Annotated in this window: 18 protein-coding genes and 2 tRNA genes; 16 read left to right on the forward strand and 4 right to left on the reverse strand. The window is 69.0% G+C overall.

The annotated features are described in order from the left end of the window. The first annotated feature begins 124 nt into the window (after positions 1 to 124). The 6 genes from BST38_RS14440 to BST38_RS14465 all read left to right on the forward strand — a co-directional run bounded on the left by BST38_RS14440 (position 125) and on the right by BST38_RS14465 (position 5,898). The gene (locus BST38_RS14440; RefSeq protein WP_083144043.1) at positions 125 to 592 is read left to right on the forward strand and encodes a nucleoside deaminase; all 468 of its coding nucleotides are present in this window, start codon (positions 125 to 127) and stop codon (positions 590 to 592) included. Further along, on the forward strand, positions 589 to 1,548 hold the full coding sequence (locus tag BST38_RS14445) for an isopenicillin N synthase family dioxygenase (RefSeq protein WP_083144009.1): 960 nt from the start codon (positions 589 to 591) through the stop codon (positions 1,546 to 1,548). Before BST38_RS14440 ends, BST38_RS14445 begins: the two co-directional genes overlap by 4 nt. 99 nt (positions 1,549 to 1,647) lie before the next feature. Further along, a complete protein-coding gene (locus BST38_RS14450; RefSeq protein WP_083144010.1) occupies positions 1,648 to 2,121 on the forward strand; it encodes a ribose-5-phosphate isomerase in 474 nt (157 codons plus the stop codon). A gap of 18 nt (positions 2,122 to 2,139) precedes the next feature. Then, the gene (locus tag BST38_RS14455) at positions 2,140 to 3,339 is read left to right on the forward strand and encodes an allophanate hydrolase-related protein (protein ID WP_083144011.1); all 1,200 of its coding nucleotides are present in this window, start codon (positions 2,140 to 2,142) and stop codon (positions 3,337 to 3,339) included. A gap of 5 nt (positions 3,340 to 3,344) precedes the next feature. Further along, positions 3,345 to 4,151, forward strand: coding sequence for an Fpg/Nei family DNA glycosylase (locus tag BST38_RS14460; protein ID WP_083144012.1), 807 nt, complete (start codon positions 3,345 to 3,347; stop codon positions 4,149 to 4,151). 61 nt (positions 4,152 to 4,212) lie between these two features. Continuing rightward, positions 4,213 to 5,898 carry a cation:proton antiporter gene (locus BST38_RS14465; protein WP_083144013.1) on the forward strand — a complete coding sequence of 562 codons (1,686 nt, stop codon included), beginning with the start codon at positions 4,213 to 4,215 and terminating at the stop codon, positions 5,896 to 5,898. A 4-nt stretch (positions 5,899 to 5,902) separates the two neighbouring features. Here BST38_RS14465 and BST38_RS14470 read toward each other — a convergent pair whose 3' ends face one another. Then, positions 5,903 to 6,727 (reverse strand): hypothetical protein, encoded by an 825-nt coding sequence (locus BST38_RS14470; protein WP_083144014.1) that lies wholly within the window; start codon positions 6,725 to 6,727, stop codon positions 5,903 to 5,905. Positions 6,728 to 7,128: 401 nt separating this feature from the next. Here BST38_RS14470 and BST38_RS14475 point away from each other — a divergent pair, with 401 nt between their 5' ends. From BST38_RS14475 to BST38_RS14490, 4 genes are read left to right on the forward strand one after another with little or no spacing between them, the layout of a single operon-like run. After that, positions 7,129 to 7,989 (forward strand): helix-turn-helix transcriptional regulator, encoded by an 861-nt coding sequence (locus tag BST38_RS14475; protein ID WP_083144015.1) that lies wholly within the window; start codon positions 7,129 to 7,131, stop codon positions 7,987 to 7,989. Positions 7,990 to 8,002: 13 nt separating this feature from the next. Beyond that, entirely contained in the window at positions 8,003 to 8,905 is a 903-nt protein-coding gene (locus BST38_RS14480) for an aldo/keto reductase (protein WP_083144016.1), read from the forward strand. Next, a complete protein-coding gene (locus BST38_RS14485) occupies positions 8,883 to 9,695 on the forward strand; it encodes an alpha/beta fold hydrolase (RefSeq protein ID WP_083144017.1) in 813 nt (270 codons plus the stop codon). Before BST38_RS14480 ends, BST38_RS14485 begins: the two co-directional genes overlap by 23 nt. Continuing rightward, on the forward strand, positions 9,692 to 9,982 hold the full coding sequence (locus BST38_RS14490; protein WP_083144018.1) for an EthD family reductase: 291 nt from the start codon (positions 9,692 to 9,694) through the stop codon (positions 9,980 to 9,982). The genes BST38_RS14485 and BST38_RS14490 overlap by 4 nt, the downstream gene beginning before the upstream one ends. Positions 9,983 to 10,078: 96 nt before the next feature. On the opposite strand, the gene BST38_RS14495 is transcribed toward BST38_RS14490, so the two are convergent. Beyond that, a tRNA-Gly gene (locus BST38_RS14495) sits at positions 10,079 to 10,149 on the reverse strand. Between the two features lie 135 nt (positions 10,150 to 10,284). Between BST38_RS14495 and BST38_RS14500 the strand changes: the two genes are divergently transcribed. From BST38_RS14500 to clpP2, 4 genes are all read left to right on the forward strand, one after another. Continuing rightward, positions 10,285 to 10,361 (forward strand) — tRNA-Pro (locus BST38_RS14500). 40 nt (positions 10,362 to 10,401) lie between these two features. Further along, a complete protein-coding gene (tig, locus tag BST38_RS14505; protein WP_165761591.1) occupies positions 10,402 to 11,844 on the forward strand; it encodes a trigger factor in 1,443 nt (480 codons plus the stop codon). 54 nt (positions 11,845 to 11,898) lie between these two features. Then, positions 11,899 to 12,570 (forward strand): ATP-dependent Clp protease proteolytic subunit, encoded by a 672-nt coding sequence (locus tag BST38_RS14510; protein WP_083144020.1) that lies wholly within the window; start codon positions 11,899 to 11,901, stop codon positions 12,568 to 12,570. Beyond that, positions 12,567 to 13,226 carry an ATP-dependent CLP protease proteolytic subunit ClpP2 gene (clpP2, locus tag BST38_RS14515; RefSeq protein WP_083144021.1) on the forward strand — a complete coding sequence of 220 codons (660 nt, stop codon included), beginning with the start codon at positions 12,567 to 12,569 and terminating at the stop codon, positions 13,224 to 13,226. The genes BST38_RS14510 and clpP2 overlap by 4 nt, the downstream gene beginning before the upstream one ends. A 6-nt stretch (positions 13,227 to 13,232) precedes the next feature. Here the strand turns inward: clpP2 and BST38_RS14520 are convergent, their stop codons facing one another. Further along, positions 13,233 to 13,676 (reverse strand): TIGR03618 family F420-dependent PPOX class oxidoreductase, encoded by a 444-nt coding sequence (locus BST38_RS14520; protein ID WP_083144022.1) that lies wholly within the window; start codon positions 13,674 to 13,676, stop codon positions 13,233 to 13,235. 125 nt (positions 13,677 to 13,801) lie between these two features. Here BST38_RS14520 and BST38_RS14525 point away from each other — a divergent pair, with 125 nt between their 5' ends. Further along, positions 13,802 to 14,086 carry a hypothetical protein gene (locus BST38_RS14525; RefSeq protein WP_083144023.1) on the forward strand — a complete coding sequence of 95 codons (285 nt, stop codon included), beginning with the start codon at positions 13,802 to 13,804 and terminating at the stop codon, positions 14,084 to 14,086. A gap of 3 nt (positions 14,087 to 14,089) precedes the next feature. On the opposite strand, the gene mmuM is transcribed toward BST38_RS14525, so the two are convergent. Continuing rightward, positions 14,090 to 14,971 carry a homocysteine S-methyltransferase gene (mmuM, locus tag BST38_RS14530; protein WP_083144024.1) on the reverse strand — a complete coding sequence of 294 codons (882 nt, stop codon included), beginning with the start codon at positions 14,969 to 14,971 and terminating at the stop codon, positions 14,090 to 14,092. A 268-nt stretch (positions 14,972 to 15,239) separates the two neighbouring features. On the opposite strand from mmuM, the gene clpX reads away from it, so the two are divergent. Continuing rightward, complete coding sequence (gene clpX / locus BST38_RS14535; protein WP_083144025.1) at positions 15,240 to 16,520, forward strand: ATP-dependent Clp protease ATP-binding subunit ClpX; 1,281 nt, start codon at positions 15,240 to 15,242, stop codon at positions 16,518 to 16,520. Positions 16,521 to 16,611: the final 91 nt, after the last annotated feature.

Raw genomic sequence — 16,611 nt, forward strand, 5'->3', positions numbered from 1 at the left:
TGTGATTGATCTCCGGCCCGCTGCCTCCGGTTGCGGGCCGGGGCGCGCACCACGAAGGTGGGACGGTGCCTGAGCCGAAGTCCCCTGCATACTCGGTGGCGTGTCCACCGATGATCACCACAGCATGACCCCCGCCGAGATGCTCGACGTCGCCGTCGAGGAAGCCCGAAAAGGTCTGTCGGAGGGCGGAATCCCGATCGGCGCCGCGCTGTTCGGCGCCGATGGGACGGTGCTGGGCCGCGGCCACAACCGCCGGGTCCAGCTCGACGACCCGTCGATCCACGCCGAGACCGACGCGTTCCGTAACGCGGGCCGCCAGCGCGGCTACCGGTCCACGACCATGGTCACCACGCTGTCGCCCTGCTGGTACTGCAGCGGGCTGGTGCGGCAGTTCAACATCGGCTCCGTGATCATCGGCGAGAGCCAGACCTTCACCGGCGGGCACGACTGGCTCGCCGAACACGGCGTCAAGGTCACCGTCCTCGACGACGAACGCTGCGTGACGTTGATGCGCGACTTCATCGAGGCGAAGCCGGAACTGTGGGCGGAGGACATCGGAGAATGCGGACGCGAGGAGCAAGACGGCAGATGAGTGTGATTGCCACCATTGACCTTTCGGCGTGGCGGGCTGGCGGGGCCGCTGCCGACGAAGTCGCCGCCGAGGTCGACGCAGGGCTGCAGCGGGCCGGTTTCATCCTGGTGCGCGGCCACGGCGTCGACCCGGCGCTGGCCCGTGACGTGCGCGCCGCGGCGCGAGAGTTCTTCGCGCTGACCCATGACGTGAAGTCCCGGTACTCGGTGCCTGTCGGTGGCCGCGGCTGGATCGGGCCCGGTGCGGAGGCCAACGCGTACGCCGAGGGAACCGAGACGCCGCCGGATCTGAAGGAGAGTTTCAGCCTCGGCGCCGAGACCACGACCGGGGATCCCGACGTCGACCGGTTCTGGTTCGCGCCCAACGTCTGGCCGCACGAGGTGCCCGCGCTGCAGTCGCTGGTGGCGGAGTACACCGCGCAGATGCGCCGCGTCGCCGACGATCTGCTCGCGCTGTTCGCCCATGCCCTGCGGATGCCGCAGAACCCGTTCGCCGCACTGGCGAGCAGGCCGACCTGGACGATGAACATCAACCACTACCCGCCGGTCAGCGTCGTGGGCGACCCCGAACCCGGCCAGTTCCGCATCGGCCCGCACACCGACTTCGGCACGGTGACCATCCTGGACCGCGAGCCGGGCGCCGGCGGCCTGCAGGTGTACTCGGAAGCCGCGGGGTGGGAGGACGCGCCGTACGAACCCGACGCGCTGACGGTCAACATCGGCGACCTGCTGGAGTACTGGAGTGGACGGCGCTGGCCGTCGGGCCGGCACCGGGTGCTGCCGCCGCAGGCGCACGCCCCGGAGGAGGACCTGGTTTCGCTGATCTACTTCTACGAGGCGAACCACGACGCGCTCGTGACCCCGCTGCCGCCGCCGGTCGGCAGGGCCGAAGGACTCGCACCGGTCGTGTCGGCGGACTTCATCAAGGAGCGGCTCGACGCGATCACCGTCGCCTGACGGGTGACGGGCGCAACGTCAGTCCCTGCCCGCGGGGTGTGTCACTGCGCAAACACGCGCGCTCGCGGTGCGGAGGCGGCGGGTTATAGGGTGACCGCCATGCGCGTCTACGTCGGAGCTGACCACGCCGGATACGAACTCAAGCAGGCCCTCGTCGAGCACCTCACCAAGACCGGGCACGAGCCCGTCGACTGCGGTGCGTTCAGCTACGACGCCGAGGACGACTACCCGGCCTTCTGCATCGCGGCCGCCGAGAAGACGGTCGCCGATCCGGGCAGTCTCGGCGTCGTGCTCGGCGGCTCCGGCAACGGTGAGCAGATCGCGGCGAACAAGGTGCCGGGCGCGCGCTGCGCACTGGCATGGAGCACCGAGACCGCGGTGCTGGCACGCGAACACAACAACGCGCAGCTGATCGGCATCGGTGGCCGCATGCACAGCACCGAGGAGGCGCTGGCGATCGTCGACGCGTTCCTGGCCGCGAAGTGGTCGGAGGCGCCGCGACACCAGCGCCGCATCGACATCCTCGCCGAGTACGAGAAGACGCACGTCGCCCCGCCGGTCCCCGGCGCCTGACACCGACGGCCGTCCGCGATGACCGTCTGGATCAGCCGGCGGCCTGACGCCGAGATCGCGGCGGAGATCGAAAGTCGCGGCGGCGACGGGCATTTGGCGGGTCTGCGGCTGGCGGTCGACGAGACCTCCGACGCAGCAGCGGTCGAGGCGCTGCGGACCGCGGGCGCGGTGGTGGTCGGCACCACCCACAGTGCACCGGTGGCGGTCGCCGCGGGTGCGGCCGACCTCGCGCTGGCCGCCGCCGCGGGTTCGCGCGTCCCCGCCGCGGTACACGGGATCGTCGCGATCGCCCCGACTGTCGGCGTGCTCATCGGACAAGCCTGCCGGACAGTGGTTTTCGCGCCCACCCTGGCCTCGGCCGATCGCGCGACGGCAGTGCTGGCGGCGGCACCGGAGCGGTCGTGGCCCAGCGACGTCCGGCTGGCCGCCGCACCGGCCCCGGTGGTCGCGATCCCCGAGGAACTTCCCGAGCTGGACGGTCCGGGGCGGGCTGCGTTCGAACGCGCGGTGGACACCCTCGCCGCCGCCGGAGCCCGCATCGTCCGGGTCGGCACTTCCGCGTTCCTCGCCGCGCACGACCTGCGTGACGACGCGCTGGCGGTTCTCGACGGCGCCGACGCGCTGCTCGTTCCCGCCGCCTACACCACGGCGGCCGGCCCGTTCGGCCTGTGCGCCGTCACGGTCCCCACCGCCACCGCCGGTGACGCCCGAGGCAGTGTCACGGTCGTCGCGCGTGCATTCGACGACGCCGTCGCCCTCGACGTCGCCGCGCTGCTGGCGGGCGAGTCCCCACCGGCGGTGTGGCCGCTGGCCGGCACCGAGCACGTCGAGCTGGTGGTGTTCGGCGCGCACCTGGCCGGAGGCCCGCTGGCCCACCAACTCACCGACCGCGGCGCCCGGTTCGCCGGCGAGATCACCACCGCGCCGCGGTACCGGATGACGGTGCTGCCGACCAACCCACCCAAGCCCGGCGTCACCCGCGTCGCCGACGGCACCGCCGGTTCGGCGTTGAGCGGGCACCGCTGGTTGATGTCGCCGGCCGCGCTGGGCGCATTCCTCGCGGCCCTGCCCGCCCCGATGCAACTCGGCAAGGTCGAATTCGCCGACGGCAGCTGGCGCACCGGTTTCGGGTGCGACGGATCGGCGCGCGGTGCAGACATCAGCGGCTACGGCAGCTGGACCAATGCACTGGCCGCCGGGGCGGTCGAGCAGACTTAGCCGCTATGCCCGAAGGACACACACTGCACCGGCTGGCGCGCCAGCATCACCGCCGATACGGGCGTGCCCCGGCGATCGTGTCGAGCCCGCAGGGCCGGTTCGTCGACGGCGCCGCCGCGGTCACCGGGCGGGTGTTCAAGAAGGCCAGCGCGTGGGGCAAGCACCTGTTCCACCACTACGAGGGCGGCCGCGTGGTGCACGTGCACCTGGGTCTGTACGGGACGTTCACCGAGTGGCCGCTGCTGGCCGGGGGAACGCCGCCGCTGCCGGTGGGCCAGGTGCGGATGCGCATCGTGGGCGCCGAATACGGCACCGACCTGCGTGGCCCGACGGTGTGCGAGGTCATCGAGGAACCCGAGATCGCCGACATCGTCGCCAAGCTCGGACCCGACCCGCTGCGCGCCGACGCCGACCCCGCGCCGGCGTATCGGCGGATCAGCAAGTCGCGCAGGCCGATCGGTGCGCTGCTGATGGATCAGGCGGTGATCGCCGGGGTCGGCAACGTGTACCGCAGCGAACTGCTGTTCCGGCACCGTGTCGACCCGTTCCGGCTCGGGACCTCGATCACCGCCGACGAGTTCGCCGAGATGTGGACCGATCTGGTCGCGCTGATGAAGGTCGGGGTGCGGCGCGGCAAGATCGTCGTGGTGCTGCCCGAACACGACCACGGCGCGCCGTCGTACCGCCAGGGCCGGCCCCGCACGTACGTCTACCGCAGGGCGGGGGAGCCGTGCCGGGTGTGCGGCACCTCGGTCCGTACGGTCGAGATGGAAGGCCGCAACCTGTTCTGGTGCCCGAACTGCCAGAGTTGACGCCGACCTCGAGCCCGCCCTCCGACGGGACATCCTGTGAGGCAGCCGGGAGAATCTTCGCGTGGAACTGATCTTGGTAGTGGTGGGCGCCATCGTCGTCACCGCGATGGCGCACCGGCGCGGGCTGGAGCCCGCGCTGATCATCGTCGTCGTCGGGATCGCCGTGTCGTTCGTGCCGGGATTCGAGGCGCCCGAGCTCGACTCGCACATCCTGTTGTCGGTGGTGTTGCCGCCGCTGTTGTACTCGGCCGCGCTGAACTTCTCGTTCCCGACGTTCCTGCGCAACATCAAACCGATCCTCGGCCTCGGGGTCGGGCTGGTGGTGGTCACCGCGTTCGTCGTCGCGGCGGTGTCGTCGTGGCTGGTCGTGGTGCCGCTGACCTTCGCCACCGCGCTGGTGCTCGGCGCGATCGTGGCCCCGCCGGATGCGGTGACGGCGGTGGCGGTCGGGCGCAAACTGGGGCTGCCCAAACGGGTGATGTCGATCCTGACCGGCGAGAGCCTGATCAACGACGCGGCAGCGCTGGCCTTGTTCTCGATCGCGGTGGCCCAGGTCGCGGGAAGCCACACGTTCATCGAGAACCCGCTGCTGCTGTTCGGCTACAGCGCCGTCGTCGGCCCCGTGGTCGGGGCGGTGCTGGGCTACGTGACGCTGTGGATCCGCCGCCGGCTGGCCCAGCCCGCGCTGGAGACGGTGCAGGGTCTGATGGTGCCGTTCGCGGCGTTCATCCTCGCCGAGGAGATGCACGCATCCGGGGTGCTCGCCGTGGTCGTCGCGGGCTTCGTGGTCGGCAGCGGAACGGTCGACGCCGGGTACCAGACGCGGCTGCAGGAACGCTACGTCTGGAACTCGGTGGACGTCCTGCTCGAAGCGTTCGTGTTCGCCTACATCGGGCTGCACCTGCGGTTCGTCCTGGAGGACCTGCGGGGTGCGCACGAGTCGCTGGCTCAGGTCGCGATCGCGTCGGTCGTGGTGTTGTTGATCGTGCTGGTGATCCGGCCGCTGTCGGTGTTCGTGATGTTCGGCCGCCGCAAGCTCGCCCACCAGGTCGAAAAGCGGCTCAGCGTCCCGATCCCCGAGGGCGGCCGCGGCGCACTGGGCGCCCGGCGTAAGGACCGCGCACCGGGCAAGTGGCGGTCGCTGATCGACAACCGTGCGCTGAGCTGGCAGGAGAACGTGGTCGTGTCGTGGACCGGGATGCGCGGGGTGGTCACCCTCGCCGCGGCCGCGGCGATCCCGGTGACCACCGCCGCCGGCGAGCCGTTCCCGGAGCGCGCGACGATCCAGGCGATCGCGTTCGTCGTCAGCGTCGGCACGCTGCTGCTGCAGGGCTGGACGCTTCCGCTGCTGATCCGGCGGCTCGACGTGTCCGGGGAGGCCGACCGCGAATACACGTCGGCGGAGACGGCGAAAGCCGAGGAATTGGTGCACCGGGCCGCAGACGACGTGATCGCCGAGTTCCGGGCCAACCCGCCGCGCGGGCTGGATCCCCGGGCGCTCGCCGAGATCCGCGCGATTGTGGCCCGCCATTCACAGGACGCCGACGAGATGCCGGATCCGGAGGCGCACACGCTGCGCGCCGAGGTGTTCGCGAAGCTCTACCGCGATGTGCTCGCCGCGCAGCGGGCCGCGCTGATCGCCGAGCGCGACGCCGGCCAGATCGACGACGAAGCGGTGCGCGCGATGCTGGAACGCCTGGACCTGCAGGAGGCCGGGGTTTCCGCGCGGCTGGAAAGCCGGTTCTGACGAGCTAGAAGTCGAACCCGCCGAAGTCGCCGCCGCCGAAATCTCCGCCGCCCCAGTCGCCGCCGGAGTCCCAGCCGCCGCCGGAATCTCCGCCCCAGTCGCCACCACCGGCATCGCCGCCGTAGTCGCCGCCGCCGTCACCGAGCTGACCCTGGTCGAGGCCGTCCTGGAACCCGTCGCCGTAGCCGTTCTCGAAGGCCTGGGCGTCGTAACCGACCCCGGCCATCCCGGAGAACAGCGAGCTGAACAGCAGCGCCGAGCCCAGCCCCCACGCCCCGGCGACCAGCGCGGGCTTCCACCACGGTTCGGAGTACCACCCGGCCGGTACCGGCCGGCCCGCGACCCGTCCGCCCGGGTAGTAGTTCGGGGTGCGCGGTGACGGCGCCGGAGACGCCTCGATCTCGCGGCCCTCGAAGTTCACCCGGCGGTCCTCGGTGACCACACCCGCCGAGCGCTGGCCGCTGAGCGATTCGAGCTCCGGTCCGGGATCCATCCCCATGGCGGTGCGCGCGGCGCGCACGTAGTAGAGGCCTTCCATCGCGCTTTCCTTCGCCAGCGCGGCCTGGCGCACCGTCGTGGCCTGGTCGATCTGCGACGACGCGGCGGTGTACCGCTCGGACGCATCGGCGAGCGCCTGTTTGGCGGCGTCATCGGTTCCGGTCAACGCGAACACCTGGCCACCCAGCCGTTCGATGGCGCGGCGCGCATCGGCCTTGGCGTCGGCCAGCGACGCGGCGGTGCGCTTCTCCGACGCTTTCGACGACGCGTAGACCGCGATGCCGATCGCCGCGACGACCAGGACGATGAGAACCAGCAGTACGCCATTCATGGTTCACAGCGTACCGACAGAATCCGCAGGTGCCGGGGCCGTCGCCGTCCCGGTCCCACCCCACGGCGTTCCTGCGGCACCGGCCACGGTATCGCTGCGATTGCCCGGGTTGGACGGAACCGGACGCAGATTCCAATGACGAACGTGGATTGCGAATGCCGCGCACGCCACGTCGTGCACCTGCTGTTGGGTGTCACGGGAATCGTGTTGGCGCGCAGATTCATTGGGTCCCGTAACCACCTGATCGGTGGTGGTGTGATCTATGCGGTGCCGACCGCACTTCGGTCTCGCGCGGGGCCGCTCGGCGTGGGGACGCATCGACGATCCGGTGGTGGAGCGTCCGTGGAAGGGGGTGCCGCGCACCCACCCAGCCGGCCGTGACGGTGATTACCGTCGACGTCATGAACGCGGACAACGACCTCGGAAGGTATCTGCGAGCGCGCCGCGACGCGGTGACGCCCGAGGACGTCGGCCTGGCGCCGGGACCGGCTCGCCGGGTGCCCGGCCTGCGCCGCGAAGAGGTGGCACTGCTGGCCGGCGTGAGCATCGATTACTACACCCGGATCGAGCAGGGCCGGGAACGGTTCCCGTCCCCACAGGTATTGCAGGCCATCGCCAGGGTGCTTCGATTGGATGAGCCGGCCGCAGCGCACCTGTTCCGGTTGGGCGGCAGCGCGCCACAGGCGACATCCCCGCCGGACGGTGGGGTCACCCCCGAACTGCTGCGAATGATGGACGGCCTCCACGAGCTTCCCGCCTTCGTCGTGGGGCGGGCTCAGGACATCCTGGCCGCCAACGCGATCGCCGATGAGCTGTACTCCGGATCTCAGCGGTTCGACAACCTGCTCCGGATGATCTTCCTGGATCCCTTTGCTCGCGAGTTCTACGCGGATTGGGATCAAGTGGCGCGCATCGCGGTTGGCAATCTGCGGGCGTCGGCAGCGCGATTTCCCAACGACGAGCGGATCGAGCGCATCGCCGGGGCTCTGATGATGCGCAGTGAGGCGTTCACCGCCCACTGGATGCACTACGACGTACGTCCGCGAACCCGCGAGGTTAAGGAGTTCCGGCATCCCGAGGTCGGTTCTCTGCGTCTGAGCTTCGAATCCATGGCGGTGGAAAGCGCACCGGGGCAACATCTTTCGATCTACAGTGCCGAACCCGGCAGTTCCAGCGCGGATGGGCTGATCCTGTTGCGAAGGCTGGCCGGCCAGCGACTGGACGACCAGCACCGGCACTCACCGCAACGCGATCTCATGTGAACGGAGGCGTCGAATGACGATCACAGCGTTGGCCGACCGGGCCGGAACTTTCGATATCGCCGGGAAAACCGTGCCCCGGATGGGTTTCGGAGCGATGCGGTTGACCGGGCGCGGCATCTGGGGGCAACCGGCGGACCGTGACGAGTGTGTGCGGGTGGTGCGCCGCGCCGTGGAACTCGGAGTCGCGCTGATCGACACCGCTGACTCATACGGCCCGCACGTCAGCGAAGAGATCCTCCACGAGGCGCTGTACCCGTATCCCGAGCATCTCCTGATTGCCACCAAGGCCGGTCTCACCCGTAACGGACCCGACGTCGTCGACACCGACAGCGGTGTCGTCCGCCTCGGGCCCAAAGCCTGGCCGCCGGTCGGGCGACCCGAGTACCTGCGCCAGCAGGCCTTGCTGAGCATGCGCCGCCTGGGCCTGGATCACCTCGACCTGTTCCAGCTACACCGGGTCGACCCGGCTGTGCCGCTGGAAGATCAGGTGGGAGAACTGAAAAGACTCCAGGACGAGGGCAAGGTGGTCGCCATCGGGCTGTCGCAGGTATCCGTCGAGCAGATCGAACAGGCACGTCAGATCGCCGAGGTCGCCACGGTGCAGAACCGCTTCAACCTGGTCGACCGTTCTTCAGCCGATGTCCTCGAGTATTGCCGCAGGGAAGGTATCGGCTTCATCCCGTGGGCGCCCGTCGCCGCCGGTGCGCTCGCGCGCCCCGGTGGACCTGTCGACCGGATCGCGCAGGCGCACAACGCATCCCCGTCGCAAGTGGCGTTGGCCTGGATGTTGGCGCAATCCGAAACGCTCGTTCCGATCCCCGGCACCGCCAAGGTGGGTCACCTGGAAGAGAACATCAGCGCGGTCGACGTGCATCTGAGCGAGGAGGAACTCGATGAACTCGCCGGCGCGGCCTGACACAGCAGCAGCCACCGAGATCCTGCCCGTCGACGACACCGGGCCGGCGGCAGGTCGCACGGTGGTGCTGCTGCACGCGCGGCCCACCGACCGTTCGATGTGGAGTGCACACCTGCAGGAATTCGCCGCCGCGGGGGTGCGGGCCATCGCGGTTGATCTTCCCGGTTACGGCGACGCGGCCGGGCGCACCGTCGACCCCTGGTCGGCAGTCCCCGAGACACTGGCCGCCCGCGGCGACAGGCGCTGCGTGTTGGTGGGCAATTCGCTGGGGGCGCTGGTGGCTCTGCAAGTGGCCGCAGTCAACCCCGAACTCGTCGAGGGGTTGGTGGCGCTCGGTTACCGTCCGCACGATCAACCTCCGTCGGCGATGCTGCAGGCGGCGTGGGATCAGGAAAAGGCGGCGCTGGCGCGCGGGGACGTCGACGGGGCGGTACGTGCCGGGGTGACCGCGTGGACGGCGCCGTCGACGCCCGAGGCCACCAAGACCCTGGTGGCGCGGATGCTGCGCAACAACGTGGAGCGGCGCAACCGGAACGGGGAGCCAACGACCGGTGCCGATCCGCTTCAGCGCCCCGGCGGGCTGCGCTCAGTGCACGTGCCCGCCCTCGTCGCCGTCGGTGCGCTCGACATGCCGGACTTCTTCGACGGCGGGGAGGCGTTGGCGCGTGAGCTCGGTGCCGGTCCACTCGTCGTGGTGCCGGGTGCGGCGCACCTGGTGCCGCTCGATCAGCCCGCCGCGTTCCGGCGGCTCGTCCTGGATTTCCTCGACAGCTTGGAGGGCCGCGAATGACCACCATGTTCGTGACCTATCCCGGTGACGCTTCGACGAGGTTCGACCGGGAGTACTACGTCGGCGTCCACCTGCCGCTGGTGAGGACCGCCTGGGAGCCCCACGGTCTACTCAGCGCGACGGCGTTCTTTCCCGCAGGAAGCGTCGAAGGCACCGTTGCGCTGGCAGTGTGTGAATTCCGCGACGATGCCGCGGTCGACGCAGCGCTCGGCTCGCCGCAGAGCAACGCCGTGATGGCAGACATCGTGAACTTCACCGACTCGACGCCTGCCCGGCGTCGGTGCTGACAAACAGCGGCTCAAAGCGCGCCCGGGGCGGGCCGCCGGCCGGGGCGCGACGTCCGCCGAAGACCCTTCGGCGGACCTCGCGCTGGTCCTGATCGGAGCGGGCGACGGGAATCGAACCCGCGTAATCAGTTTGGAAGACTGAGGCTCTACCATTGAGCTACGCCCGCGTGTGCTGCACCAACGTGACAGTACCGGCAGATGGTACCGGGACCGCCTAACTCAAATCCAATTGAGGCATCGGCGTGGCCAGGCCGTAGGATCGCCGGTGGTCTGATGCTGCGCGCACGGGTAGCAGCGCCGACCGGGGTGTAGCGCAGCTTGGTAGCGCATCCGCTTTGGGAGCGGAAGGCCGCAGGTTCAAATCCTGTCACCCCGACCAGCACGACCCCACCATTACAGAAGCAATAGAGGAGTACGAAGTGAAGAGCACCGTCGAGAAGTTGAGCCCGACGCGGGTTCGCATCAACGTGGAGGTGCCCTTCGCGGAACTCGAACCCGACATCGACAAGGCGTTCAAGCAGCTGGCCAAGCAGATCCGGCTGCCCGGCTTCCGCCCCGGCAAGGCGCCCCGCAAGCTGCTGGAGGCCCGTGTCGGCCGCGGCGCCGTGCTGGAGCAGGTCGTCAACGACGCGCTGCCGGTGCGCTACAGCCAGGCCATCACCTCCGAGTCGCTGCAGCCGATCGGCCAGCCCGAGATCGAGGTGACCAAGCTCGAGGACAACGAGGAACTGGTCTTCACCGCCGAGGTCGACGTCCGCCCGGAGATCGACCTGCCCGACCTGTCGACCGTGAAGATCGTCGTCGACCCGGTCTCGGTCACCGACGAGGACATCGACGCCGAGGTCGAGGCGCTGCAGAAGCGCTTCGGCACCCTGACCGGGGTGGACCGGGCCGCCGAGGACGGCGACTTCGTCTCCATCGACCTGTCGGCGACCGTCGACGGCAAGGACGTCCCGGAGGCGCAGACCGAGGGCCTGTCCCACGAGATCGGCTCCGGCCAGCTCATCGACGGCCTCGACGAGGCCATCATCGGGCTGAAGGAAGGCGAGTCCAAGACCTTCACCACGAAGCTGGTGGCGGGTGAGCACGCCGGCCAGGACGCCGAGGTGACGGTCACCGTCAAGTCCGTCAAGGTGCGCGAGCTGCCCGAGCTCGACGACGAGTTCGCGCAGCTGGCAAGCGAATTCGATACCATCGACGAGCTGCGTGCCGATCTGCGGGAGAAGGTCACCCGCGTCAAGACCGTGCAGCAGGCCGAGACCATCCGCGACAAAGCGATCGAGGTGCTGCTCGAGCAGACCGAGGTCCCGCTGCCCGAAGCGGTGGTGCAGGCCCAGGTCGACGACGCGCTGCACAACGCGATCCACGGCCTCGACCACGACGAGGAGCGCTTCGCCGAGCAGCTCAAGGAGCAGGGCTCCAGCCGCGAGGAGTTCGACGCGGACAACCGCGCCAACGCCGAGAAGGCGATCAAGACTCAGCTGCTGATGGACGCCATCGCCGACAAGCTGGAGATCCAGGTCGGCCAGAACGACCTCACCGAGCGCCTGGTGCTGATGTCGCGTCAGTACGGCCTGGAGCCGCAGCAGCTGCTGCAGCTGCTGCAGCAGAACAACCAGCTGCCCGCGATGTTCGCCGACGTGCGGCGCGGCCTGACCGTCGCCGCGGTCGTGCACGGCGCGTCCGTCACCGACACCGACGGCAACGAGATCGACACCACGGAGTTCTTCGGCCCGTCGGGTGAGCAGGCTGCCGCCGAGGCCGGCGAGGCCACCGACGAGTCCGAGACCGACGAGTCCGAGGCCGGCGACGAGACCGAGACCGACGCCTCCGACGCCGCCGAGGCAGACGACAACAAGTGATGCTCTGAGCGAACTCGCGCCGTCTGGGGACTCCCCGGCGGCGCGGGTTCGTTAGTGTCATCCGTAAGACCGGTCACCGCGTCGGAAGTACACAAAGAAAGCAGGTATCCAGTCGTGACGGACATGCGTGGCGCCTCTTCGGGCCTCAACCTTGTCGACTCGGTGTATGAGCGGTTGCTGGCCGAGCGCATCATCTTCCTGGGCTCCCAGGTCGACGATGACATCGCTAATCGCCTCTGCGCGCAGATCCTTCTGCTGTCGGCCGAGGACCCGACCAAGGACATCCACCTCTACATCAACTCGCCCGGCGGCTCGATCAGCGCGGGCATGGCGATCTACGACACGATGGTGCTGGCCCCGTGCGACGTGGCCACCTATGCGATGGGCATGGCCGCCTCGATGGGTGAGTTCCTGCTCGCCGCGGGCACCAAGGGCAAGCGCTACGCACTGCCGCACGCCCGCATCCTGATGCACCAGCCGCTCGGCGGCATCACCGGCGGCGCCGCGGACATCGCGATCCAGGCCGAGCAGTTCGCCAGCATCAAGAAGGAGATGTTCCGCCTCAACGCGGAGTTCACCGGGCAGACCATCGAGCGCATCGAGGCCGACTCCGACCGTGACCGCTGGTTCACGGCGCAGGAGGCCCTCGAATACGGCTTCGTCGATCACATCATCACCAGCGCCAGCATCAACGGCGACGGACCAGGAGCAGGACTCGACAAATGACCGACAACATCCACCCGGCCCTGGATCCGCGCGTGCAGCCGCAGGCCCGCTACATCCTGCCGTCGTTCATCGAGCATTCGAGCTTCGGCGTCAAGGAATCCAACCCGTACAACAAGCTGTTCGAGGAACGCATCATCTTCCTCGGCGTGCAGGTCGACGACGCGTCGGCCAACGACATCATGGCGCAGCTGCTGGTGCTGGAGTCGCTGGATCCCGACCGCGACATCACCATGTACATCAACTCGCCCGGCGGTTCGTTCACGTCGCTGATGGCGATCTACGACACCATGCAGTACGTGCGCGCCGACATCCAGACGGTGTGCCTGGGCCAGGCCGCATCGGCCGCGGCGGTGCTGCTGGCCGCCGGCACGCCCGGTAAGCGGATGGCCCTGCCGAACGCCCGCGTGCTGATCCACCAGCCCGCCCTCGGTGGCGTGATCCAGGGCCAGTTCTCCGACCTGGAGATCCAGGCCGCCGAGATCGAGCGCATGCGCACGCTGATGGAAGAGACGCTGTCGCGGCACACCGGCAAGCCCGCCGACGTGATCCGCAAGGACACCGACCGCGACAAGATCCTGACCGCCGAAGCGGCCAAGGATTACGGCATCATCGACACGGTGCTGGAGTACCGCAAGCTGTCCGCCCAGAAGGGCTGACGCGGCTCAACCGTTGCCGTAGATCCGAGTCGGTGTGATGAGGACGGCGACGCGGCGCTGTTCGCGCATCGTCGCGTCGTAGTCGTCCCAGTTGTCATGGGTTCCGCCGGCTGCTCTGAAGATGTCGCGGAGAAGCAGCGCGAGTTCGTAGTCGCTGCCGAGCCAGGGCTGCGGGTCGTCGGGGCCGGCGAGTTCGGCCCGCCCCTCGACCGTCGCCCACTGCCATCCCTGCTGGAACGTCACCGCGATCTGCGGTCGCGCCCGCAGGTTGGCGAGTTTGACCTTTCCGTAGGTCACGAACCCGAGTACCGGCTTCCCGTCACCCGGGTGCGGCAGTGGCCCCGCGTTGATCAGTGACGACTGGATGGTGAGGTCTGCGCGCAGCGTCGAGACCACGGCCAAGCCGTTGTCGTTTCGGGCCAGGGCGAAGGCATCCTGCAGCGAGGTCATGTCTCGCAGGGTACGACCGCAGATGGTGGCGAATCGCGCCCTCGTAACGTTCTGACGTGTCAACCTGAATATCTACACAGTCGTCAGCAACAGTCGGCGACCCGTGTCCAGATATAGGGGATCTCATGAGTGTGCGAATCGGAGCCCTCGCCGCGGTCGCGGCGGCGGTGGTTGCGGGGGCCGTGGGGACGCCGATGGCGTTCGCGCAGGAGCCGGTGTGCCCGGCGGGCATGTACTGGAATGTGGCGTTGCTGGAGTGCCTGCCCGATTACGTCCACCCGGTGATCGGGCCTGCCGGACCCGTCGGTGTCGGCGGGGTTGTCGGCCCGGTGGGGCCGGGCCCGGTCGGCCCCGGGCCTGTCGGACCCGGCCCGGTGGGACCGGGCCCGCTCGGTCCCGGACCGCGCTGATCCCTACCGCACGTCAGCGGCGATGCGGGTGATGTCCGACGGACTCACCCGGCAGCAGCCGCCGACGATGCGGGCCCCGGCGGCGACCCACCGGGGTACCAGGCCCGGTACCCACGACGACGTCCCGGTCCACACCCGGCGCGCGCCGTCCCACACCTCGCCGCTGTTCGGATAGACGACGACGGGTTTTCCGGTCACCTCCCGCGCGATCGTGATCGCGGGCAGGACATCGCCGGGCGCGCAGCAGTTCACGCCGACGGCCACGATCTCGTCCACGCCCGCGGCGACGGCGAACGCCTCCGACAGCGGCTGCCCGGCGCGCGTCACGGTGCCGTCGACGGTGAACGACAGCCACGCGGGCACCCCCAGCTCGGCGACCACGGCCGCGACCGCCTCGGCCTCGTCGAGGTCCGGCACGGTTTCGATCGCGAACAGATCGGGGCCGGCGTCGGCGATGACCTCCATCCGGGGCCGGTGCCATGCGGTCAGCTCGGCGACGGTCAGCCCGTAGCGGCCGCGGTACTCCTCGCCGTTGGCCAGCGCGGCCCCGTACGGACCGATCGACGCCGCGACCCATCCGCTGCCGTGCGCATCGCGGGCCTCCCGCGCCAGCGTGACCCCCAGGCGCATCAGCGCCGCGGCCCGCGGGCGGTCGATTCCGCGTTCGGCGAACCCGTCGAACGACGCCTGATACGTCGCCGTCGTCGCGACCTCGGCGCCCGCGTCGAAGTACGCCGAGTGCACCGCGGCGATCTGCTGCGGCCCGTCCACCAGCAACCGTGCCGACCACAGGTCGTCGGACAGGTCGTGGCCGCGCGCTTCGAGCTCGGTCGCCAATCCACCGTCGCTGACCAGCACGGCTCCGACGGGAACGGAGAACGTCACGCCGTCACAGTACGGTCACGATCTGACGGGTACTCTCGGTCGGGTAACAGCGGCGACACGCCAGAGACACGGCGGTGCGTTCCGTGGCCCTCCGCGGGGGCTCAGGCGATATGTTGACGCAACTACACGTGAATACCCGGCGCTATTCGGCTTTATCGGTCGCACGGCGGCGGAGACTGCGGGTAGCGTCGGGGACAACATTCACGGTCCCGGAGCAACCCGGTGAACGACCGAGTGATACGGCAACAGGAAGTGGGACCCCAGCACCATGGCACGCATCGGAGATGGCGGCGACCTGCTGAAGTGCTCGTTCTGCGGCAAGAGCCAAAAGCAGGTGAAAAAGCTCATCGCGGGTCCCGGCGTGTACATCTGCGACGAGTGCATCGACCTGTGCAACGAGATCATCGAGGAGGAGCTCGCTGACGCCGACGACGTCAAGCTGGACGAGCTGCCCAAACCCGCGGAGATCCGCGAGTTCCTCGAGGGATACGTCATCGGTCAGGACGCCGCGAAGCGCACCCTCGCCGTCGCGGTCTACAACCACTACAAGCGCATCCAGGCCGGCGAGAAGAGCCGCGACTCGCGCTCCGAGCCCGTCGAACTGGCCAAGTCCAACATCTTGATGCTGGGGCCGACCGGGTGCGGCAAGACCTACCTCGCCCAGACGCTGGCCAAGATGCTCAACGTGCCGTTCGCGATCGCCGACGCGACCGCGCTGACCGAAGCCGGCTACGTCGGTGAGGACGTCGAGAACATTCTGCTCAAGCTGATCCAGGCCGCCGACTACGACGTCAAGCGCGCCGAGACCGGCATCATCTACATCGACGAGGTCGACAAGATCGCCCGCAAGAGCGAGAACCCGTCGATCACCCGCGACGTCTCCGGCGAGGGTGTGCAGCAGGCGCTGCTGAAGATCCTTGAGGGCACCCAGGCCTCGGTTCCTCCGCAGGGCGGCCGCAAGCACCCGCACCAGGAGTTCATCCAGATCGACACCACCAACGTGCTGTTCATCGTCGCGGGCGCGTTCGCCGGGCTGGAGAAGATCGTCTCCGACCGGGTGGGCAAGCGCGGGCTGGGCTTCGGCGCCGAGGTGCACTCCAAGGCCGAGATCGACACCCAGGACCACTTCGCCGAGGTCATGCCCGAGGACCTGATCAAGTTCGGGCTGATCCCCGAGTTCATCGGCCGCCTGCCGGTCGTCGCGTCGGTGACGAACCTGGACAAGGAATCGCTGGTCAAGATCCTGTCCGAGCCGAAGAACGCCCTGGTCAAGCAGTACACGCGACTGTTCGACATGGACGGGGTCGAGCTCGAGTTCACCCCCGATGCGCTGGAGGCCATCGCCGACCAGGCGATCCACCGCGGCACCGGCGCCCGTGGCTTGCGCGCCATCATGGAAGAGGTCCTGCTGCCGGTGATGTACGACATCCCGAGCCGCGACGACGTCGCCAAGGTGGTCGTCACCAAGGAGACCGTCGACGACAACGTGCTGCCGACGATCGTGCCGCGCAAGCCGTCGCGGAGCGAGCGCAGGGATAAGAGCGCTTAAGCACTTCGAGATTGCGCTGAGGGCCGTTCAGTCCAGCTCAGACTCAATCGGTCGCTGCAACACCTGATTCGTCGAGGGGTGTTGTTCGATG

This window comes from Mycolicibacterium parafortuitum, assembly GCF_002086815.1.
GTDB lineage: Bacteria > Actinomycetota > Actinomycetes > Mycobacteriales > Mycobacteriaceae > Mycobacterium > Mycobacterium parafortuitum.